Genomic DNA, 23,111 nt, shown 5'->3' on the forward strand with positions numbered 1-23,111 from the left:
GTAGGCTTGGTTAATATTAGCAACATATTTTTATGCACGAAAGTATTCGCATTTTTGTCATCCCGAGGGACGAGGGATCCCCGCAAGTAGCTCGACAAAGATTGGCGACTTTGCTTTGAGGAGATCCCTCGTCCCTCGCGATGACAATGATTGTGGTTATTGGCTGTTAAATGTTTATTTTTAACTTTTGTCAAAGTTTTAAACTTTGACAGGTATCATCACGAAAATCTTTTTACTCTAACTCTTTTTTCAAAAACTTCGCCGTGTAGCTTTTTTTATTTTTCGCAACTTCCTCAGGAGTTCCTTTAGCAATTAATTGTCCACCGCCTTTTCCGCCCTCAGGACCAATATCTATAATATAATCGGCAAGCTTGATTACGTCCATATTATGTTCGATAACCAGAATTGTATTTCCTTTATCAACCAATTTATTGATCACATCCATTAAAACACGAATGTCTTCAAAATGTAAACCAGTTGTAGGTTCATCTAGTATATAAAACGTATTTCCGGTATCTTTTTTAGACAATTCTCCCGCCAGTTTAATACGTTGTGCTTCACCACCAGAAAGTGTTGTGCTCTGCTGACCAAGTGTAATATAACCTAAACCAACATCCTGAATGGTTTTTACTTTTCTGTAAATCTTCGGAATATTTTCAAAAAATGGAACGGCTTCATCAACTGTCATATTCAATACATCTGAAATTGATTTTCCTTTATATCGAATTTCCAGTGTTTCTCTATTAAAGCGTTTTCCCTGGCAAGTTTCGCATTCTACATAAACATCCGGTAAAAAGTTCATTTCAATTGTTCGCACACCAGAACCTTCACAGGTTTCGCAACGTCCGCCTTTTACATTAAAACTAAAACGTCCGGCTTTGTAACCACGAATCATACTTTCAGAAGTCATCGTAAACAGGTTTCTTATTTCAGTAAAAACCTCCGTATAAGTTGCTGGATTTGAACGTGGTGTTCTACCAATCGGACTTTGGTCAATATCAATTACTTTGTCAATATGCTCCAGACCTTCTATTTTTTTATATGGTTGCGGTTTTTTCACGCCATTAAAATAATAGGCGTTCAAAATAGGATAGAGGGTCTCGTTTATTAAAGTCGATTTCCCACTTCCTGAAACTCCTGTCACACAAATCAATTGTCCTAAAGGCAATTCAATAGAAACATTTTTAAGGTTGTTTCCAGTCGCTCCGGTTAGTTTTAAAAACTTTCCATTTCCTTTACGGCGTTCTTTCGGAATCTCCAATTTCATTGTACCGTTCAAATACTGAGCGGTAATGGTGTTGGATTTTAAAGTTTCAGCCGGAGTACCAATACTGATAATTTCTCCACCGTATTTTCCAGCTTTCGGACCAATATCAATTACATAATCGGCACGTTCGATCATGTCTTTATCGTGTTCTACGACAATAACAGAGTTTCCAATATCACGTAATTGTTCCAAAGAATGAATCAGTTTTTCATTGTCTCTTTGGTGCAAACCAATACTCGGCTCATCCAAAATATATAAAACACCAACCAATTGCGAACCAATTTGTGTGGCCAGACGAATACGTTGGGCTTCTCCACCAGAAAGTGATTTTGAACTTCGGCTTAAAGCCAAATAATTCAAACCAACATTCATCAAAAAGTTCAAACGATCTTTGATTTCTTTAACCACTTCAGAAGCAATCAAAAGTTGTTTGTCTGATAAATGATTATTTAAATCCTGAAACCAAGTTGTTAAATCAGAAATGTCCATATCACACAATTCAGTGATATTTTTCCCATTTACCCTGAAAAATTGAGCTTCTTTTTTCAATCGGGAACCTTCACAAACCGGACAATTCACTTCGTCCATAAAATCTTTTGCCCAACGTTTTATCGTTGTCGAAGCACTTTCATCATATTGATTTTTAATGAAATGCGAAATTCCTTCAAAGTCAATTTTATAATCGCGTGTAATGCCTAAATCTTTTGAGTTTACGGTGAATTTATCTTTTCCGCCATGAAGAATCATATCCATCGCTTCTGCTGGAATTTTCTCTATCGGATCCGTAATTTTAAATCCGAATTTTTCTCCTATAACTTCTAATTGCTTAAAAATCCAGGAAGATTTATATTCGCCAAGTGGAGCAAAACCACCACTTTTGATAGACAATTTAGGATTCGGAATAATCTTTTTGATATTGATTTCGTGAACCGTTCCCAAACCATTACAATGTGGACAAGCTCCTTTTGGAGAGTTGAAAGAAAATAAATTAGGTTCCGGATTTTGATAGGATATTCCCGTTGTAGGGCACATTAAATTTCTGCTGAAATAACGTACTTCATTGGTGTCCTGATCTAAAATCATCAAAACATTTTCGCCTTGGTGCATTGCTGTATTGATACTTTCAGATAATCTTTTTTGATTGTCTTCAGTATCTTCTATCAACATTCTGTCGACTACAATTTCGATATCGTGTGTTTTATAACGATCCAGTTTCATTCCTGAAACCAAATCCTGCACTTCGCCGTTTACACGAACTTTAAGAAAGCCCTGTTTCGTAATTTGTTGGAATAATTCGGCATAATGTCCCTTTCTGGCTCTAATAATCGGCGCCAAAATAGTAATGCGTTTTCCAATAAAATCCTGCATGATCAAATCTTTAATTTGTTCATCAGAATAGGAAACCATTTTCTCGCCTGTGTTGTAACTGTAAGCATCAGCCCCACGAGCATATAGAAGTCGAAGGAAATCATATATTTCAGTAATTGTACCAACAGTTGATCGCGGACTTTTACTGGTCGTTTTTTGTTCAATTGCAATTACCGGAGATAGTCCGTCGATCTTGTCGACATCCGGACGCTCCAAACCTCCAAGAAACTGTCTGGCATAAGCCGAAAAAGTCTCTACATAACGACGTTGTCCTTCAGCATAAATTGTATCAAATGCCAAAGATGATTTTCCCGAACCTGACAAACCAGTTATTACAACCAGTTTTTCACGCGGAATAGAAATATCGATATTTTTTAGATTATGAACTCTTGCGCCAAGAACTTCAATAGTATTGTCTTTTTCTAACATAATTTTGAGCAAAACGCAAAGTTACCACTTTGATTTATTCTTTTTATACTAGAGTACAAAACTTTATGTTACAATTAGTAACAAAATAACGCTAATTAGATTTGATGTTGTTTGCTGACAAAATTTTATTAAAAGTATCTTCTTTTCCCTCTTTCTTCATTTGAGCATAAATCATTTGGATGATTTTTTCAGCATCTGCTCGGTATGGCGATTTTTGTTCAATATATAAATTGTAAGCTTTGCACATATTATCAAGGCCTTTTTCAGCGTCATTTAAATGAAGGGCATACATTTGTCCAATCCCATAAAAAACCTCTGGATTATTTGGTTCAATTTTGGCTAGTTTTTCATAGGTTTTTACAGCTTTTTTGTATTCTTTTTTATATGAGTACACAACGGCAATATTTTGTAATGGCATTAATCCGTTAGGATCAATTTTGAGCGATTTTTCATAAGAATCTATTGCTGAGTCGTATTCTTCCAAACGTCTATAGCAAATTCCCATATTGTCATATGCAAATGCAAAATTTGGATCAATTTTTACTGCCTTTTTATAGTATTCAATTGCTCCTTTAAAATTATCTTTTTTGGTTTCATCTATACCTTGATAATACAAATCCACTGCTTCCTGGTTTGTAGACATTGAATTTCTGTTTAATTGATTATTTGAAGCTACTTTATCTTTTAAAGTTGAACAGTTGTCCATTAAGTATTTCTCCATTTTATAATAAATATCCTTATACTCTTTCGAATTTTTATCAAGATTTAAAGTAATGTTAATCTCTTTTTTTTCTCCTGTTGGATTTGATAAATCTACGTTGGCAAATTTTTCAGTTATTTGATAAGCTCCAACTTTATCATCAATGCAGTGGCTAATATTTGCAGTAATAGAATCCTTAATTCGATTATAAGTCGGTATTGAATCAATACAAGAACAAGCCTGGTTGGTTAGCTCTTTGAATAATTTTGTAGTATCAATTTTATCTTTTGTTTGAGAAAAAGAAGATAAACTAAGAGAAAAAAAGAGAAAGAATAGAATTTTTTTCATTTTACAATAGGATTTTGGTTAGTTAGCGTTTTCTTTTTCTGGTTGCCATATATTCTTCAATGGCTTCTTTGGTTGTATACCAATTTCGGCCTTCTTTATAAGCGTCTATTTTGCCTGTTCTGGCAAGCAGGCTAATGTACTCGTGACCGTAAGGAGTCTCTGGCTCGCTTACAATATTTTGTATGGACTGATAGTCATAATTGCTTCCGGGCATGGCACTTAAATAAATATTCAGAGTACGTTCCAAAGCCTGACACATCAAAAGAGTGAGTTTTTGGTAATTGCCATTATTAGCCTGATTCAGTGCTTCATAATATTTTTTTCTATCATTCTTTAGAATAATAGCCGGAGGAAAACCACATCGCATTAATAGCAGATTCATGCTCAAACGTACAGTTCGGCCATTTCCATCAAAAAAAGGATGAATCCAGACTAATTTGTGATGATAAATGGTTGCGAGTTCGATATCATTTAATTCCAAAGGATTGGTATTGATAAACTCAATTAATTCATCGAGATAATCTGAAACTTTATTGGCATTTGGAGGCATGAAATTAGCACCTGAAATTCGGACGCCACCATTTCGTAATCGTCCTGCAAAATCGTCTTCAATAGAACGTAAAACTAATCCGTGAAGAGATAGAATATCAATGCTTCGAAGTTTGTAATTATCATCTACAATCGAGTACAAATAATCAATTGCTTTATCATGATTGTGAGTTTCAAAATGTTCCCGAAGTGATTTCCCTTTAATCGTAATTCCTTCCTGAATGACCATTTGCGTTTCGCGCAAACTCATCGTATTTCCTTCAATACTGTTTGAATTGTAAGTCCATTCAAGAGATAAACTCTCACGGATTTTATGCAAAGCAATATTGGGCAATGGTCTGCTGTTTTGCAAATCAAGCCTTTTTTGGTACAATCGATCAAATGTTGATTGAAATTCTGTTCTATATGTTAAGTCGATATTCCACATAATAGAACAAAGGTACTTCTTAATATCGGATAAAACAAAAAATTAACCTATCCGATATTAAGGTTATTCTATCGTCATAGAACGAAGTTTCATTCGATAAGCTTCAAGTGCTATTGATTTGGAAATGAAGCCATAGTATTTTTCATTTCGCAATACAGGTAGAAAAGCTGTTTTTGATTTTTCAAACTTGCTCATCACAATTTCCATGCTGTCAAAAGAGGAAATAGTGGCGGACGGAGTTTTCATAACATCTTTTATCAAAGTATATTTTACGCGATAAGTGTTGAAAATAATTTCGCGGATATCATTAAAATGAACTACACCAACGAGTTCTTTTTCATTGTTGACAACAGCAAAAACTACCTGATTTGAATGTGAAATAAGATCTACCAATTTACTTAAGTTTTCTTCAGGATGAACGGTCAGATAGTCACATTGAATAATAGTATCAATATCTAAAGTTGATAGAATATTAGAATCTTTGTTGCTTGTAAAGGCGTGCCCTTTTTTAGCCAGGTTTTTTACGTCAAGCGAATATTTCTCAAAACGTTTTGAAATGGCAAAACTAATAGAAGAAACAATCATAAGCGGAATCATCAAACCGTAACCACCGGTAATTTCTGCAATTAAGAAAATAGCAGTTAATGGGGCGTGAAATAATCCACTCAAAATGCCAGCCATTCCAACCATAGTGAAATTACTAATTGGCAATTTAGATAAGCCAATAAGGCTAATAAATTTTGAAAAGAAATAGCCTAAATAAGATCCTAAAAATAGAGATGGTGCAAAATTTCCTCCGTTTCCGCCACTTCCAATCGTAAGTCCGGAGGCGAATACTTTTACCATCATTGTACAACCAACAAAAAGCAATAGAACCCACTGGTTATTTCTAAAATCAGCAAACAAAGTATTATCTAATAATTGTCCGGGGTCACTTTCAGATAAAGTTTTAATGCTTTCGTAACCTTCTCCAAATAAAGTTGGAAAAATAAAGATCAATAAAGCTAATAATGAAGAACCAATCAATGCTTTTTTATAAGGACTCCATTTTGATTTGGAGAAATAATGCTCTACTTTTTGAAAATTTCGTGCATAATAAACGGCTATAAAACCTGTCAATACGCCTAACAGAACATAAAAGGGAATATTGTGAAAATTAAAAACTTCCTGTTTTTTAAAAGTTAATAAAATAGTTTCATCTAAAACAATAGCTGAAACCAGGGCGCCGGTTGCCGCCGAAATCATAATAGGAGTAAAGGCCGAAATACTGACATCAACCAACAAAACTTCGATAGCAAATAAAACGCCGGCAATAGGCGCATTAAATGCAGCTGAAATTCCGGCTGCAACACCACAGCCAATAAGTAGTGTTCTGTCTTTATATTGTAGTTTGTAATTTTGAGCAAAATTAGATCCAAAGGCAGCTCCCGTAATCACAATTGGACTTTCTAAACCAGCAGAACCTCCTAAACCAACCGTTAACGAGCTTGTTATAATTTGGGCATACATCTGTTTTTTCGGAATAATACTTGCCTTTTTAGCAACAGCATATAAAATTTGAGAAGTCCCTTTTTCGATCGTTCCGTTCAGAACTCTTTTTACAACAAAAACAGTCAGTACAATACCAATAATAGGCAAGATACTGTTGATAAAACTCAATTTTAAAATGGCATTAATATAAGTAGCAAATGAAAAAACGCTATGTGCAAAAGTTTTCAAAACAATTACGGCCAAAGAGCATGAAATACCAATTAAAACACTTGATAAAAAAATAAACTGCTTTGGAGTCATTAAGGATTGCGCCAAAGCAATAATGCTTTCTAGTTTTCTGAAATATTTTTTTAGCATTCTATTTGTAAAAATTAGGGGAATAGTGCAAATTTAACTCTTAACATTCAAATTTGTATAATTTTAAGTACAAATCTTTATAAAATTTAAAAACCAACCGCCGTATCATCGCCTCGAAAATCGGCACCACCTTCAAGAGTTTTGTTTGGCAGGACCAAAATGGCATCCACTTTACCAATTATTGGAGTTGCTTTTTCGTTGATCAAATATCCTTTTGCTTTTAGCTTGTCGATAGTGGTATTATCAAAAGTATTAGGCTCAAAAGTGATAAGATCCGGCAACCATTGATGATGAAATCTTGGAGCGTTTACTGCTTCCTGCATACTGAATTTATACTCATAAACATTTAAAATAGTCTGTAAAACAGATGTTATAATGGTAGAACCACCAGGAGTTCCCACAACCATAAAAAGTTTTCCGTCTTTCTCAACAATTGTGGGTGTCATCGAGCTTAACATGCGTTTTTGTGGCACGATACTGTTGGCTTGATTTCCAACTAATCCAAACATATTTGGAGATCCCGGTTTGGCACTAAAATCGTCCATTTCATTGTTTAAAAAGAAACCTAATTCATCGCAATAATATTTGGATCCATAACCATCATTTAAGGTTGTAGTCGCGGCAATCGCATTTCCAAATTTATCGACAATAGAGTAGTGAGTGGTTTCTGTACTTTCGTTATACGTTACCTGTCCTTCTTTTATTTCTGAGGATAAACTGGCTTTATCAACATTAAAAGTGGACATTCGGTCTTTTAAATAAGAATCAGAGAGTAACGCTTTCACGGGGATTTTTACAAAATCAGGATCGCCCAAAAACTGACTTCTGTCGGCGTAAGCCCTTCTTTCGGCTTCTACAATTACCTGAATTGCCTCTGCTGAATTATGCCCCATTTTTGCCAGGCCATAAGGGGCAATCATTTTTAATATTTGTGCCAGACAAATTCCGCCGCTGCTTGGCGGAGACATGGAAGTGATTTTTAAATCTTTATAGGTAAACTGAAGGGGCTTTCTCCATTTTGCTTCATATTTAGCTAAATCTTCAAGCGTAATAATACCACCTTTTTTCTGAAGATAATCAACTAATATTTTTGCTGTTTCACCTTTATAAAATTCATTTCTTCCTTTCTTTGAAATTCGCTTTAAAGTAGCCGCAAGAGCAGAATATTTAATTGTATCATTTTCTTTAAAACTAGTTGCTAGTAAAGTTGTTGATCCATTTACTTTTACAATGGCATCATGATAATCGTTCAGGCTCTTTTCTTGCTTTTTGGTTACAACAACTCCTTTTTCTGCTAAAGCAATAACAGGTTTTAAAATTTCAGACATTGGCATAGATCCATATTTTTTATGAACGGCAAAAACGCCGGCAACAGTTCCGGGAACGCCAATCGCTAAAGCGGTTTCGGTGCTTTTTCCTTTGATTACATTTCCGTCTTTGTCCAAAAACATATCTTTTGAAGCTGCCAAAGGTGCTTTTTCACGATAATCTAAAGATCCTACTTCGCCGTTTGCTTTTCGATACACCATAAAACCGCCTCCACCAATATTTCCCGCAAACGGAAAAGCTACCGCCAAAGCCAATTCTGTACCCACCATCGCATCAAATGCATTTCCGCCTCTTTTCATAATGTCAGCTCCTATTTTAGAAGCTTCTTCTCTGGCTGAAACGACCATAGCTTTTGAAGTGACTAATCCGGTTGGATTTTGTTGTGCAAAACTAAATGCAGAAATGAAACAGCATAAAAATGTAATTTTTTTCATAACGAGAAAATATTGATTTTTATAAAATCGTCTTGATTTATAAGGATAATAACTTTTGTTTGGATTGCTTTTGAATGTCTTCAAAGAAAGTGGTGAATTCCTGTTCAAATTCGGCATAGAATTCTTTTAATTCTTCACTGGCAAATTGCATTTTGGATATATTTTTTGACCTTCCATCCATCTGTGTCAAAATTTGATGAATGCCCTCGACTGTTCGATAACTCAAAAGCCAGTTTCTCTCAATCATGTAAGGCATGAGACCTTGTGTTTTTTCGGTTAAAATATCATAATTAGTATGAAGAGAAGTATAAAATCTATTGATAAAATCTTCTAATTTTTCATCAGAATATTTTGTCCAGTTTTTAGCTAAAAAATGATCGTAAATAATATCAACTATCACGCCGGCGTAATGATGGTATTTTTCATGTAATCTTTTGGTGCTTTGCCTAAAAACATCGTGCGAATCAGTATAAGTGTCTATAAAACGATGTAAAATAATTCCCTTTTGTACATCTTCAGGAAAATGTTCAAACTGTTTTCCACGAATACCATCCGCCATAAAATTGCCGATTTTGATAAAATCATTATCACCTGAAAGATATATATGGGCTAGGAAGTTCATTTCTTTTTTGAGTTGCTAAGGTTTTGAGATGCTAAGTTGCTAAGGTTTTTTACAGTTGCTATCCCGAAGTTTCGGGACTGAGACGTTAAGAAACTAAGTTCTCTCTTGTAAATGTATAAAAACTTTTTTAAATCGTTTTTATTACAAGAATTGGCAATATAAACTTAACGTTTAAGTTTATTTTTAAAACCTAAGCAACTTAGTTCCCGAAGCCTCGGGATAGTCGCTTAGTATCTTTTTTTTAAATCTTAGCACCTTAGAACCTTAGCATCTCAGCAACTTTTCTATATTTGTAACTGGTAACCATAACTTACAAAAATGACTTTAATAAAATCAATATCCGGAATTCGCGGAACTATCGGAGGAAAAGTAGGAGATAACCTGACTCCTGTTGATGCTGTAAAATTTGCATCGGCATACGGAACTTTTCTAAAAAATAATACTTCAAAAGAAAAATTAACGGTTGTAATTGGTCGTGACGCCAGAATTTCTGGTCCGATGATCCACAATCTTGTTGTAAATACCTTGATAGGTTTAGGAATTAATGTAATTGATCTTGGACTTTCGACAACACCAACTGTAGAAGTTGCTGTACCTCTTGAAAAAGCGGATGGTGGAATTATTCTAACGGCTTCTCACAATCCAAAACAATGGAATGCCCTTAAATTATTAAATGAAAAAGGAGAATTTTTAAGCGGAGCCGAAGGAGCAAAAATTTTAGAAATTGCCGAAGCAGAAGCTTTCGATTTTTCTGATGTTGATAATTTAGGTGAAATCACGGTTAATGATGCTTATATGGATATTCATATCGACGAGGTTTTAAATTTGCCTTTGGTTGATGTTGAAGTTGTAAAAGCAGCTAAATTTAAAGTAGTTGTTGATGGAGTAAATTCTTCGGGAGGAATTATTATTCCGAGATTATTAGAATTAATGGGAGTTGAAGTGGTAAAATTATATTGTGAACCAAACGGACATTTCCCTCATAATCCGGAACCTTTAAAAGAACATTTAACTGATATTTCAGAATTGGTTGTTAAAGAAAAAGCCGATTTAGGAGTTGTTGTTGATCCGGATGTTGATCGTTTAGCATTCATTTGCGAAGACGGAGAGATGTTTGGAGAAGAATATACATTAGTGGCTTGCGCCGATTATGTTTTGAGTAAAACTCCTGGAAATACAGTTTCAAATATGTCATCATCACGTGCATTGCGTGACGTAACTAAAGCGCATAATGGAAGCTACGAAGCAAGCGCTGTAGGCGAGGTGAATGTAGTTGAATTGATGAAAAAAAATAACGCTATTATTGGTGGTGAAGGAAACGGTGGAATTATTTATCCGGAATCTCATTACGGTAGAGATAGTTTGGTTGGAGTTGCTTTGTTCTTAACGCATTTGGCCAATAAAAAAATGTCTGTTTCAGCTTTGAGAGCTTCTTATCCGGAATATTATATGAGTAAAAATAAAATTGAATTGACACCACAAATTGATGTTGATGCGATTTTGGTTGCCATGACAGAAAAATATAAAAACGAAGATATAACTACGATTGATGGTGTGAAAATTGACTTCGCTACACAATGGGTTCATTTAAGAAAATCAAACACAGAGCCAATTATTCGTATTTATACTGAAGCTCCTTCTCAGGAAAAGGCGGATGTTTTGGCACTTCGAATTATAGAGGAAATAAAAGCGATTGCCGGAATTTAGTTTAGAAAAGATTCTAAGGTACTATCCCGAGGCTTCGGGACTAAGTTGCTAAGATTTTTAAATCTGTTGCAAACAAAAAACTCTTTCATTAATTTGAAAGAGTTTTTTTGACTTTTAATGTTTTAATAAAGATTATTATTCTACGCGATGTTTCCATCTTTTATGCGTCCATAAATAATATTCAGGAGCTTCGTAGATTTGTTTTTCAACTTCTCTTAAATATTTTTCTGTGATTTCAAAATTATCGTATTCTTTAGGGTTATCGGCAATTGGTACAATAGTCGCTGCATAATAACCTCTTCCCACTTTTTGTACTTTGATGAAAATGACACTTAAATCATATTTTTTAGCAAGCATTTCAGCTCCTGTATGAACCGGAACTTCAATCCCCATAAATTTCATCGAATGAAAAATTCTGTCCAGTTTTGGCGATTGATCACTGGCCAAACCATAAAGACTTAAAATTCCGTCACGTTGGTTTTGTGCCATTAACGGAATTGCTTTCTTGGTCTCAACCAATTCAGCATCATATTTTCCTCTGATTTTTCGAACTAACTTATCAAAATAGGGATTGGCTATTTTTTTGTAAACACCAACTCCATTAAAAAGCATTCTTTTATTAAGTGTCAAAAGCCATTCCCAGCTAGCATAATGTGAAGCTACTAAAACAACGCTTTTTCCTTTTCTTTCATATTCATGAAAAAGATCCATATTGGTAATGGTAAATCTTTTTTCCATTTCTTCAGGCGTAATGCTCATCGTTTTTATCATCTCCAGAAACATATCACACATATGCTGGTAAAATTTCTTTTCGATCACTTTTCGTTCAGCATCACTTAAATGGGGTAAAGTCAGTGCCAGATTTTCGCGGACTGTTTTTCTGCGATATCCAATAACATGATATACCAGAAAATAAACGAAGTCTGAAAACCAATAAAATATTCGGAAAGGAAGTATAGAAATAAGCCAAAGAATAGGATAGGCTAAAATATAAACGAGAAACTGCATCTAACTTTTTTTTACAAAGATAAAGTAAAAATGAATAACGTTACATGTTTTGGTGTGTACTCAAGTTGTGTTTGAGAATGACTATATTTACAGCTCATTTTAAATATTTTTTATGAATACCGTCAATACCGTTTTGGTTGGAATTATAGTTGCCAATGCCTTAATTAGTTACAAAGGTTTTAATGATTATGCATTTTTTAGAAAATACGAATTCCATGTTGGAAGTATTCGTTCTGGTGAACAAATCAGAATGCTGTCATCAGGTTTTTTACATGCTGATATGATGCATTTAATATTTAATATGCTGACACTTTGGTTTTTTGCGCCAGTTGTAATTGAGTGGCTTGGAACAATTTCTTTCGTTCTGATTTATTTTGGAAGTTTAATTTTTGGGAGCCTGCTTACAATGTTGTTTCATAAAAATGATTATAGTTATCGTGCAGTAGGGGCTTCGGGCGCTGTGACAGGAATTTTATATTCTGCCATTTTATTACAGCCAGATATGATGTTGGGAATCTTTTTTGTCATTCCGATACCGGCTTATCTTTTTGGAATTTTATATTTATTGTATTCGATATATGGAATGAAAGCTAAAAATGATAAAATTGGCCATACAGCACACTTTGGAGGTGCCATAGGAGGTTATTTGATTACTTTGGTAAAAGAACCTTCCTTAATTGTTGATCATAGTTTGATGGTTATTTTATTAGCAATTCCGATTTTGATTCTTTTTGTTATGGCTAAATTGGGGAAATTATAAGGCTGGCACAACTTTTGAAATGCTCTTGTCAATAATTTTAAATATAGCAAAAATGAAAAAAGTAGTATTATTTTTAACAATCATGTTTATGACTATGTCTTACGGCCAGGAAACCAAACAAATTCCACAGATCAATGTAAACGGAGAAGGAAAAGTGAAAATAGCTCCTGATCAGGTTTCTATTTCAGCTACAGTTGAAACAAAAGGAAATAATGCTAAAGACGTCAAAAAGCAAAATGACGAAAAAATGGATGCGGTTTTGAAATTCATCAAAAAAATGAATATTCCAACTGCAGATTTCAGAACAAAACAAGTGGCACTTAATCCACAATATGATTACGAGAAAAAGAAAACAAGTTATAATGCAACGCAGACAGTTGAAATTTTAGTAAAAGATTTATCTAAATATGATGAATTGATGGAAGGTTTGGTTCAACAAGGAATTAACCGTTTAGATAACGTTTCTTTTGAATCGTCTAAACTAGCCCAATATCAATCAGAAGCGAGAAAATTAGCTATTAAAGACGCCAAAGCAAAAGCAGAAGATTATGTTTCTGTTTTAGGACAAAAAGTAGGCAAGGCTTATACCATTTCAGATAATTCGCAAATTTATCATCCACAGCCAATGTATGCTGCTATGAGAATGAAAGAATCTGCAGATGCGGCACCTTCAAACGAAACTCTTGCCATTGGAGAAATCGAAATTACATCAAATGTTAGTGTTAGTTTTATTCTGGACTAAACATACATAAATTCCAATATGTAAAATCCCAAATTCCATCTTAACAATTGGAATTTGGGATTTTTTTTATTGGTGTTTTACAATTTTGCAAGCCCAAAGCTGAAATTCACTTTAATTTTTTCAGACACTTTTTTACTAACCAGTTTCGGAATTTCGATATCAAAGTCTTCTGGTTTAACATCAAAATTTCCGGTTATTGTAATTTTATCGCCCGATTTTAAAATCTTTGCGCTTGCAATTATTTTTTTAGTTTTTCCATGCAAAGTTAAATCTCCCGAAATCTTAAATGCTTTAGGGGTAGAGGAAAGCTTTGATGCGTCAAAATCTTCAACTTTTCCTTTAAAGGTTGCTTTAGGAAATTTATCTGATTCGATATAATTTTCATTAAAGTGTTCCTCCATTAATGCAATTTTAAATCGGAACCCTTTCATGAGAGTAAGCACGGCAATTTCTCCTGTAGATGATTCCAAAATAGCAGAAGTATTTTTGTTTTCTGCCGTAATTTCCTCAAAAGACTCAACAGAAGCTTCAAATTTTAAATTTCCGGTTTTTGTTGCATACTTTTGAGCTGAAACATGTAAAATTCCAACAAACAAAAATAGCAGTACAATTATTTTTTTCATTTTAGTATTGATTTAATTTTCTAATAATCCATCTGTATTCCATTGCAGAATTGTATTTATTTTGTCCTGTGGCATTCTTCCTGCTTTTGGCATTATACCAGGTGTTCCGTTTTGGCGCTGAATTCTATCTAATAAATTAGTATTAGACATAGCATTTTTTACCTGATCGTAAGTTACTAACGGTATAAGTGATCCACCCGCAGAATGGCAGCCAATGCAATTTTGATCAATAATAGATTTAACATTTGCTGCGTAAGTAACTTTGTCAACTATAACAGTTGGTTCTTGCAGACTTTCATAAGTATTCGATTCACAACTACATAATGACAGAATAAGGCCTGATAGATAAATATATTTTTTCATATTTTATACTTTTTAAAAAACTCTATATAAATTAAACCCAAAGAAAAAATCGCCTTTGCCCCAATCCCCGGCAGCACTTGTCAGGTAACCGCTTTCGGTCATTGACTGGGAATTTGTAAAAAGCAATTGAAATACATGACCACCGGTTTCTATGTCAAGTCCAACAGATAATGGGTTATTATAAAAGTCTGGTTTACTAAAATTTTGACCATATTCTAAATTAAGAGAAAGTCTTTTGGTCAATTTTAATCGTCCGCCAGCGCCTAAAGTAAATTGGTTATCGTTTTCTATATCTGGATTGTATAGATTTTTATGGATGAAGGAAGGGGCTAATTCTAAAGATAGTTTATCAGAGAATTTTCTTGAAATCAAAATTTGATTGATATAAGTCAATCGATCGGAAAATTCAATTTTCGGATAATCGTCCTTCTTTAATCCACTATTAAAATCTATGGTACTATAGCCAACAATATCAACAGGAAATTTTTCGCTTTGTCTTATAAGCCTATATTTTGCTGATGCTTCATTTATTTTCAGCAAAGTATGGTGTGATGCACTTACCGAAAGCCAATCTGTTACTCCATAAATTCCACCAATTTTTGTAGTAGCATCATCGAAACCAAAAAACTCAGAAATCCCACCCTTTACAGAACCAAATCGATGAGAAATCACCATGTAAAATTCTTTTTTGGCGGCTAATTTGGTAGATTGCAGGGTTATAATCTGCAAAGCTTTAAATGTAGCGGTTACGCTTTTATCAACCACTTGTGTTGAATCCAAAGTGGAGAGTAGATCGTCTTGAGCATTGCTATAAAGACAGATTAAAAAACTGGCTATTAAGAATATTTTTTTTTTCATATTTAATTTTGTTGAATACTGCATTGATCAAATTTTGCTAGTTCGAATAAATCATCATAACCAATGCATCTCCCTTTTATATTGATTTGTTTATTTAGCAAAGTCTTTTTTACTTTTCCATTCATTTTGCAAAATACTTTTTTGTCTACGACCATGGAAGAATCGGTAACTTCTGAAACTATTCCTTCAATTTCGATTGTTTTATTTAAGTATTTAGAATCAGCTTGTGATGGATTTGAAGCATATTCTTTTTCTAAATTTTCAGCAGTAATTGTTAACATTGATTTTTCACTATCGATATCTCTGGCATCTTTGTATAAAACATTTTGATAGATATAATAAGGGCCAAAACTTATCACTAATAAAAATATCAGAATCTTGATTCTTGTTTTATTCATGTTGATTTTGTGATTTAATTTAGCTGTGGTGTATCGGGATTTTCAGTCTTTATTATTTCAAACTAGCCCAATAGAAATTGGACTAATTTGAAATGCTCTAGTAGCAAATAATCCTATTTATATGGCTAGAGGTATGTCTTTTACTGGTACTGGCCAAACTCCAGGACTTGGGAAGCTAATTCCTTTATTAGCACCTCTTACGTTAGCATCTTGTCCAAAATAATACAAAGGCCAGCCATTGTAAACCAATTGAGATTTACCAAATACTGTAATAACACTAAATTTAGATTTGTCAAGTGTAGAAGGAACAACAATTTTGTCTGTTTCATATATTGGCCAAACAGCATTGTTAGAAAAATCTGCTTTTGTGAAATTATTTTTCTTGAAATTGTCATTCTTGAAAGTATATAGTGTAATCCCTTTAGCATCTGTAAAGTAGGTAGTTAAACCATCTCCAACAGTATAATCTGATTTATAGTTTTTACCATCATGTCCTACAAGCTGGCTTCTTACGATCATAATCGAATAATCTGGTTTTGCAATAAACCAAACACCACCAACTCCGTCACCTGTTGTTTTGCCTGCTGCTTCTAGTGTATTAGTACCTCCATTGCCATAAGTATCACTTCCGGAAACCGGTGCATAATAATACAAAGGCCATCCTTTATAGGTTACTTGTTTTTTACCAGACGCAGTGGTTATAGTAGAAAAGTCTGAGAATGTTAATCCTGTACCTAATTTATCAGCAGTTAAATTGTCTAAATAAAATGGAGGCCAAACTAGCTCACATCCGCCTGTACAAGTTACCTGGTCTTTAGAATCTGTTGAAAAAAAGTATAAAGATCTTCCACTTTTATCTGTAAGATAAGATCCTAATGTCGCACTTGTAGAAAGATTAACTTCTGTTTTTAATTCCGGAGTAGTAGGAGGAGCAGGAGTGTCATTGCTATTATCGCTACTGCAGCTTAGGAAAAATGTTGATACTATCAGGGCAACTAAACTGAATTTAATTTGTTGTAATTTCATTGTCTTTTTGATTAGATTAATTAGAGAAAAGGGAAAAAGTTACTTTACAGAAATAGTAAAGTATTTTATAATTTGATTATGTATCACGAAGTTATGCCGGTTTTTAATGAAGCATTTCGTTCAATAATCAGATCGTTTATCCTTACGAACTGTCATAAGAATATAGTATTAGGTTTTTAAGGGGAGTCATTTTTATTCTTTTACTAGGATTCAATAGTAAAACAGCTTTAATGCAGATTACCCTACCAAAAAAATGTTGTTTTATAAAAAAAAAATAAAAAGAGGACAAAAAAAAGTTACAAGCCTTGTAGAAATAGGCTTATAAAGAAACTCTAAAGCTCATATTCGGAGTTCTTTGCAGTGCAAATGTTTCAACTTCTTCTATAGAATTTGTTAAGGAACTTATTCTGTAATATTCGCTGATTTCATTTTTCCTGTTTAGGATATTTAAGATAGATATGCCTAATTTGTATTGAATTCCATTTGCGGTTTCCCACTTATAAGTAGAGGAAATATTTACCTGTGAAAAAATGTGCAAATTGGTATTGTTTGGTTTATTGTAGACTAACACAGGATCTGAAGGATCAATTTGAGAACTGTTGAGTGAGGTTTTTGGCCTGCCTGAAGACCATTTTGTTCCCAAAGCAATTTTGAAATTGTTTTTCTCATAAATCCCTGCCCACGATACCGTATGCATTACCTCAAAATTGTTGGGAAAACTTGGGTATTCATAAGTAGAAAAATGATAATTATTATGGTTATAAGTATAATTTAGCCAAGTTAGAAAGTGATTCATTTTTTTCTGAATCAAGATCTCTGTTCCCCAAACTTCATAATCACCAGTTGTTCGAATAAATTCTAGTTGGTTCTGAAAACCCTGGCTCGAGGTTGTAATTCCGGTTACTTTTTTATAAAAATTCTCTACATCTAAAAGCCAGTCATTCTTTTTGTAGTATAAATTTAAAGATAGCTGTTTGCTTTTTTGAATAGGAATTGTTGTATTGTTTGAGATAATCCAGCGTCTTTTTTCAATACCAAAATAATCTTTTTGCAAATCAATGATTTGTTGTGAATTTTGACTTTTTAGTTCGCCAAGCAGTTCTATATTTAAATTTTTATTGATGCCGTAGCTAAATTGCATTCGCGGTTCTACAATATACTTTTTAAATTTTTCAATATAATTAATTCGGGTTCCGGCTTTAAAATATATTCTGGAAAGTGTATCGTTATATTTTCCTTCCAAAATTAAGGCGTGAGTTCTCAGTACGTCTTTAACTTTACGATAGAAATCAGGATTAGTTACCTGCTCTAAACTAGTAACACCCATTTCATTATATTGATAGCCATTGTTAAAACTAAATTTTGAGGTAATTGTATGGTTGTTCTCTAAATTAATTCCATTGTTGTTAACCGTATTTTCCTGAATAACGATTTGATTTGCATTGGTCGTTTTTTGGTCTGCCAAAAGTTCATAGGAAGAGTTATAAACGTTAATTTTAGTCGTATTGAAGTTGTTCCAGTTCCTTTTCCATGATAAATTTCCACCATAATTTTGTTGGCGCAAAACATTGTTTTCAGACCTGTTCATGTCATATGCGGTAGCACTTTGAAAAACCTCCAGGTTATCTTTAATGGTAATTAAATCTAGAACTATTTGGTCTTTATCTCCAATTTTTTGAGCATATTTAAGTGTAGCATCGTAGAAGCCAAATTTTTTGTCACTTCGATAGTTGACATTTTGTTTTTCTGAAAAATCAGTTATAGTTGTGTTCTGAAATACTTTATTAAAATATTCTTTATACGTAGGTGTTTCGGCAAAATCAGTAATCGATTTACGTGTTGAAATTTCAATATAGCTTTTTTTCGAAAGATTGTATTTCGCATAAATATCAGCATTAATCATATTTATTCCTGCACTGAAAGCATTTTTTTCAGCTGTTTCAGGAGTAGAAGAAATAGCCACTACACTCGATACACTTTCTCCAAAAAATGCAGAACTTCCATTTTTATAAATAGAAATGGTATGTGCCAAATTAGGATTAAATACCGATATTAAACCAAAGAAATGTCCTGTTTGAAACATTCGTATTCCGTTCCATAAAAACAAATTCTGATCGTGCGTACCACCACGTACATTAATGCTCGAGACACTTTCGTCAATACTGTTTACGCCCGGTATTTGCTGCATTGTTTGCAAAGCATCGGGTTCGATAAGTCCGGGAAGAATACCAAATTTCTTGGGTTTAATTTCAAATGATCCATCTTTGTTTTTTGAAATCCCTGAAGCTAGAATGGCATTGGCTTTAATTTCCTGAAGTTCTGTGATTTCAGGTTCTAATACTATTTGGAGACAATTTTTGGAGTCAGGATTATCCGGTACAATTTTTTTGGTTATGAATCCCACATGACTAATCAAAAATAGGGTTGCATCGTCTTGTTTGCACTCAAAATAACCATTTGAATCCGTTGTAATCTGAGTTTTGTTTGATAAACTAATATTTGCGTTTTCAATAGGTTTTTTATCTATACCAGAAAAAATGTACCCGCAAATCATTTTGGATTCAGTATCTTTTTTATAAATGTTAATGAATTTGTTTCCTATATTTTCAAAAGATAAATTGGTGTTTTTTGCCAAATATTGCAGTTTCTGATCTAAAGAAAGTGATCTTTTTGGAGGATTTAATTGTAGTCCCGTAATATTATCTTCAGCATAATTAAAAGTAACCTGATGTCGTTGTTCAATATCAATTATGATTTTTTTAAAGGGCACAACTTTTCCTTTACCCTGAGAAAAAAGATTCAGTACAAGGAAAAATGTAAAAAACAAAAAATGAAATTGTTTGGGGAGCAACATTTATTTTTCGTCAAAAATTATTTTATTTTCTGAGACTTTTCTAGCCTCTAAATGATACGTTGTGCTAATAATTTGCAAGGCTATATCCAGGTTTTTAGCGGGTAATTTTCCTGTAAATAAGGAAATTGTATCTTTTGTATTTAACTCGATCTTAATATTGTATTGTCTTTCAACTTCGTCTAACAGGGTTCTGATATTTTCTTTATAAAAACATATTTGATTTTCTGTCCATTCCGGTTTCGATGAATGTATTTTTATTTTAGTTTGTTTTCCGTTTTCAAAACTAACGCCTTGTCCGTGAGTTAACAGAATTTGAGTATTGGCATAATTTACCTTCACACGTCCTTCATAACACACTACATCAAACCTGTTTTTTCGGTTTTTAACGTTAAACTGAGTTCCTAAAACCGAAACTTTTCCAAGATTGGTCTGTACTTCAAATCGCCTGCCTTTTGCTACCCTGAAATAAGCTTCCCCTTTTAGTTCAAGACGCCTGTTGTTGTCCCAGTTCCATTTTTTATACTTTATTTGAGAACCTGAATTTAATACCACTTCAGAATTATCAGGTAAAGAAAAAGTTGTTTTCTCTCCAAAATTTGCTGTTTCGGTTTGCGGTACAAAAAATTTCAGCGCAAAGGTAATTCCAAGAGCAAGAACAAATATGGCGGCAGCTCTAAACATCCATTTTTTGTGTAATGGAATCACTTTTGGAGTTACTTTTTTCTGGCTCAGAATATTGGACAACATAGCGTTTTCATCCAAATCACTTATTTCTAAATGATCGGTATAATTTTTTATTTTTTGATATTTTTCAAAATCGGGGCTTGCTTTAAATTCAGCCAATTCATCTTCTGATAAATCATTATTGAGCCATTTTGCTAGTAAGCGATTTTTTTTCATTGTACTGGTATTATATCATTAAACAGTTGGAACTAAATTTACCCTACTTTTTATAAATCAATTTCTTTACGCAAGCTTAACAAAGCCAAATGAATGCGTTTTTCGACTGCCTTCACGCTAATGCTTAGCTCTACGGCAATTTCGCTGTATTTCTTTCCGTCAATGCGATGCATTAAAAAAGCAATACGTTGTTTTTCATTTAAGTTTTCAATAGCTTTCAAAAGTTTGGACTGAAATTGTTTTTCCTCTAAAAGATATTCGGGATTTTCATTTGTTTTATCTAAACCGGTAAAGTTTTTTTCATATCGCAAAACAACTTTCTGGTGCGCAATTTCGTTGAGACTACTATTGTTTGCAATGGTATAAATATATGATTTCGCTTTTTCCAGCGGTACAGAAGCACAGTTTTGCCAAAGTTTGACAAATGCTTCCTGAGCCACATCTTCTGCCTGATCTAGATTTCCAAATTTGTAAAAAAGAAAATTTCGAAGGGCTTTTATGTGACTTTTGAAAAATGACGAAAAGATTATTTCATCACAAGTGTTTGATTGGTTTTTATTTGGCATTGGTGTTTCATTTGTACGTGGCAAAAGTATTTGTTTTTCGTGTAAGTAGGGTAAAAGCAAAGACGATTGTTTTATAGAAGAATAAAATGCTATTGGCTTTTGATAATTTAGTATTAAAGAGGAGATCGATATCCTTTATGTTATTTTATTAAAAACCAGTTTCTTTAAATTTTATTACCTTTGTAAAAATATAAATATGTTCCCTTTAAAAAAATATTTATCAATACTAACCTTGTTGCTCTTATTGTCTTGTCAAAGTGACATGGATGAGCAAAAGAACGATGGACAGGCAACAATTACAAGTGTTTCTCCTCTAACGACTTATATGCAAAGGGTTGCGATGGTTCCAACTGTGCAGGATAATATAATAGACGGGTCTACATATTGCACTATAAAACTGCCTTATACCGTTACTGTTAATAATACTCAGATTGCAATTAACACCACTGCCGATTATCAAAAAGTATCAGATAATATCAGCGCAAGTGCTACTGATGATGATATTGTAAAAATAGATTTTCCTGTAACCATGGTATACTATAATTACATTGAAAAAAATATTCCGAATAAAGCTGATTTTGATTCTTTAATTGATTATTGGAATTTGTACCCTGATCTTTTATCTAAAATCAACGGACTAAACATTAATTATCCTATAACGATCAATATCTATAATAGCGCAAATCAAATAGGAAGCTCTGTATCTATTATAAGTGATCAGGCGTTTTTCAACTTTATAAAAAATTTGAGCAGCAGTCAGTATATTTCATTGCAATACCCGATTTCTGTAGTTAATTACCATAATCAGACAAAATCAATTACAAACAATTCAGATTTCGAAAATGCTATTAAGTATGCTATTGATTATTGCCCTGAAAATAATCTTGTATCACTTGATTTTGAAGCAACAATAACAAATGGTTCCTGGATAATACCTTATTTTTTTGTTGACTCAGAAAAAACAGCCTCGTATAGTGGATATTCATTTGTTTTTAAAAGCGACCAATCAGTAGTTGCTACCAAAGGCGCGATCTCAGAAACAGGTCACTGGGAATGCAATATACTAAATGGCGTGAAGGAATTAAAACTAAATTTCAATACAGAATTACTTGGTAAATTGAATTATAACTGGAAATTGTTTGAGTTTAATAATTCGCAAATAAGACTACGCGATGTAAATAATAGTACCAATTATCTTTATTTTGAAAAACAATAAGTTTTGATAACAGGCTTATCCCTAAATTAAGCATGTGTAACATAAAAGAATCGAAAAGATCATAATTAGATTCTATTTTTTTATTTGAAATCATTTTGATAATAGAATACACTTCATGTTTTTGATACTTTTCAAAAACAGACAATAATAATTTCATAATTTTTTATTCCTGCGGTTTCACTGACAGGAATAAGATATCCTAATTTTTTATTGAAGTAAACAATAAGATGCAATTATACTTAAGCTTCTTTTTAAATTGCTTAACGCAGATAGTAAAAATGAAAGTTCAGTGCGTACTCAGTATTTATCCAAAAAAGGTGTTAAGCTAAGATCACCTGATTTTGAAAAGCTTTTTTGGTGGAGTTAAATACTATTTTAATTTCTCCCTTCTTTTATGGATTTAAATATGTTTTCGATATAAAGTAAATATTGGCCTGTATGTCTTAATATATGTAAGTTGATATAAAACGATATATAATAGTAAGGAATTCATAATAACCCTCATTTTTAAAGGATGGTTTTTGGAGTAATACATTTAAAGTAGGAAAATACTTCAATGCAGAAAGAAAAAATTCAGACTTAAATCTTATGTTATCAGAAAGTTAAGAAATTTTTAAAAAAAATAGATAAAAAACTTTTCAAAAAGCCTTGCAGATCTCGATAAAGGGTGTACTTTTGCACCCGCTTTGAGAGACAAGCGAAATTAAAAAGAAGACACGTTCGTAGACATATTGAATTGACAGCCGTTTTAACAGAGATGTTAGGACAA

The 23,111-nt window shown here is 33.1% G+C and carries 19 protein-coding genes and 1 rRNA gene (1 of these 20 running past the window's edge); 5 read left to right on the forward strand and 15 right to left on the reverse strand.

The features are described from left to right. Window positions 1–232: 232 nt before the first annotated feature. The 6 genes from uvrA to ASC72_RS12050 form a co-directional block, all read right to left on the reverse strand. Window positions 233–3,064: an excinuclease ABC subunit UvrA gene (gene uvrA / locus ASC72_RS12025; protein ID WP_056191032.1), complete on the reverse strand. Its 2,832-nt coding sequence runs from the start codon at window positions 3,062–3,064 to the stop codon at window positions 233–235. Window positions 3,065–3,155: 91 nt separating this feature from the next. Next, window positions 3,156–4,112 carry a tetratricopeptide repeat protein gene (locus ASC72_RS12030; RefSeq protein ID WP_056191034.1) on the reverse strand — a complete coding sequence of 319 codons (957 nt, stop codon included), beginning with the start codon at window positions 4,110–4,112 and terminating at the stop codon, window positions 3,156–3,158. 22 nt (window positions 4,113–4,134) lie between these two features. Further along, complete coding sequence (locus ASC72_RS12035; RefSeq protein ID WP_056191036.1) at window positions 4,135–5,088, reverse strand: Fic family protein; 954 nt, start codon at window positions 5,086–5,088, stop codon at window positions 4,135–4,137. A 63-nt stretch (window positions 5,089–5,151) separates the two neighbouring features. Beyond that, window positions 5,152–6,936, reverse strand: coding sequence for a chloride channel protein (locus ASC72_RS12040; protein WP_056191039.1), 1,785 nt, complete (start codon window positions 6,934–6,936; stop codon window positions 5,152–5,154). 86 nt (window positions 6,937–7,022) lie between these two features. Next, window positions 7,023–8,699 (reverse strand): gamma-glutamyltransferase, encoded by a 1,677-nt coding sequence (gene ggt / locus ASC72_RS12045; protein WP_056191915.1) that lies wholly within the window; start codon window positions 8,697–8,699, stop codon window positions 7,023–7,025. Between the two features lie 37 nt (window positions 8,700–8,736). After that, window positions 8,737–9,321, reverse strand: coding sequence for an ACP phosphodiesterase (locus tag ASC72_RS12050; protein WP_056191040.1), 585 nt, complete (start codon window positions 9,319–9,321; stop codon window positions 8,737–8,739). 318 nt (window positions 9,322–9,639) lie between these two features. Here ASC72_RS12050 and glmM point away from each other — a divergent pair, with 318 nt between their 5' ends. Beyond that, entirely contained in the window at window positions 9,640–11,028 is a 1,389-nt protein-coding gene (gene glmM, locus ASC72_RS12055) for a phosphoglucosamine mutase (protein ID WP_056191041.1), read from the forward strand. A gap of 135 nt (window positions 11,029–11,163) precedes the next feature. Here glmM and ASC72_RS12060 read toward each other — a convergent pair whose 3' ends face one another. Beyond that, window positions 11,164–12,036 (reverse strand): lysophospholipid acyltransferase family protein, encoded by an 873-nt coding sequence (locus tag ASC72_RS12060; RefSeq protein WP_056191043.1) that lies wholly within the window; start codon window positions 12,034–12,036, stop codon window positions 11,164–11,166. 112 nt (window positions 12,037–12,148) lie between these two features. Between ASC72_RS12060 and ASC72_RS12065 the strand changes: the two genes are divergently transcribed. Together ASC72_RS12065 and ASC72_RS12070 are read left to right on the forward strand one after the other, a co-directional pair. Further along, window positions 12,149–12,796, forward strand: coding sequence for a rhomboid family intramembrane serine protease (locus ASC72_RS12065; protein WP_056191045.1), 648 nt, complete (start codon window positions 12,149–12,151; stop codon window positions 12,794–12,796). Window positions 12,797–12,848: 52 nt separating this feature from the next. Further along, entirely contained in the window at window positions 12,849–13,538 is a 690-nt protein-coding gene (locus ASC72_RS12070; protein ID WP_056191917.1) for an SIMPL domain-containing protein, read from the forward strand. Window positions 13,539–13,615: 77 nt separating this feature from the next. On the opposite strand, the gene ASC72_RS12075 is transcribed toward ASC72_RS12070, so the two are convergent. The 8 genes from ASC72_RS12075 to ASC72_RS12110 form a co-directional block, all read right to left on the reverse strand. Continuing rightward, window positions 13,616–14,161 carry a YceI family protein gene (locus ASC72_RS12075; RefSeq protein WP_056191047.1) on the reverse strand — a complete coding sequence of 182 codons (546 nt, stop codon included), beginning with the start codon at window positions 14,159–14,161 and terminating at the stop codon, window positions 13,616–13,618. Window positions 14,162–14,173: 12 nt separating this feature from the next. After that, window positions 14,174–14,524: a hypothetical protein gene (locus ASC72_RS12080; protein WP_056191049.1), complete on the reverse strand. Its 351-nt coding sequence runs from the start codon at window positions 14,522–14,524 to the stop codon at window positions 14,174–14,176. A 12-nt stretch (window positions 14,525–14,536) separates the two neighbouring features. Beyond that, window positions 14,537–15,382 (reverse strand): DUF5777 family beta-barrel protein, encoded by an 846-nt coding sequence (locus tag ASC72_RS12085; RefSeq protein ID WP_056191919.1) that lies wholly within the window; start codon window positions 15,380–15,382, stop codon window positions 14,537–14,539. A 2-nt stretch (window positions 15,383–15,384) separates the two neighbouring features. Further along, window positions 15,385–15,780 carry a hypothetical protein gene (locus ASC72_RS12090; RefSeq protein WP_056191051.1) on the reverse strand — a complete coding sequence of 132 codons (396 nt, stop codon included), beginning with the start codon at window positions 15,778–15,780 and terminating at the stop codon, window positions 15,385–15,387. Window positions 15,781–15,897: 117 nt separating this feature from the next. After that, window positions 15,898–16,806, reverse strand: coding sequence for a hypothetical protein (locus ASC72_RS12095; RefSeq protein WP_056191053.1), 909 nt, complete (start codon window positions 16,804–16,806; stop codon window positions 15,898–15,900). 319 nt (window positions 16,807–17,125) lie between these two features. After that, window positions 17,126–19,633, reverse strand: a complete 2,508-nt coding sequence (locus ASC72_RS12100; RefSeq protein WP_241775690.1) for a TonB-dependent receptor — start codon at window positions 19,631–19,633, stop codon at window positions 17,126–17,128. 27 nt (window positions 19,634–19,660) lie between these two features. After that, window positions 19,661–20,560, reverse strand: a complete 900-nt coding sequence (locus tag ASC72_RS12105; protein WP_056191057.1) for a FecR family protein — start codon at window positions 20,558–20,560, stop codon at window positions 19,661–19,663. Window positions 20,561–20,610: 50 nt separating this feature from the next. Then, window positions 20,611–21,126, reverse strand: a complete 516-nt coding sequence (locus ASC72_RS12110) for an RNA polymerase sigma factor (RefSeq protein WP_056191059.1) — start codon at window positions 21,124–21,126, stop codon at window positions 20,611–20,613. A 262-nt stretch (window positions 21,127–21,388) separates the two neighbouring features. On the opposite strand from ASC72_RS12110, the gene ASC72_RS12115 reads away from it, so the two are divergent. Next, on the forward strand, window positions 21,389–22,342 hold the full coding sequence (locus ASC72_RS12115) for a hypothetical protein (protein ID WP_241775691.1): 954 nt from the start codon (window positions 21,389–21,391) through the stop codon (window positions 22,340–22,342). A 694-nt stretch (window positions 22,343–23,036) separates the two neighbouring features. After that, window positions 23,037–23,111: ribosomal RNA gene (locus ASC72_RS12120) — 16S ribosomal RNA — on the forward strand; it runs 1,502 nt beyond the window's last position.

The sequence above is a fragment of the Flavobacterium sp. Root420 genome (assembly GCF_001427905.1).
Classification (GTDB): Bacteria; Bacteroidota; Bacteroidia; order Flavobacteriales; family Flavobacteriaceae; genus Flavobacterium.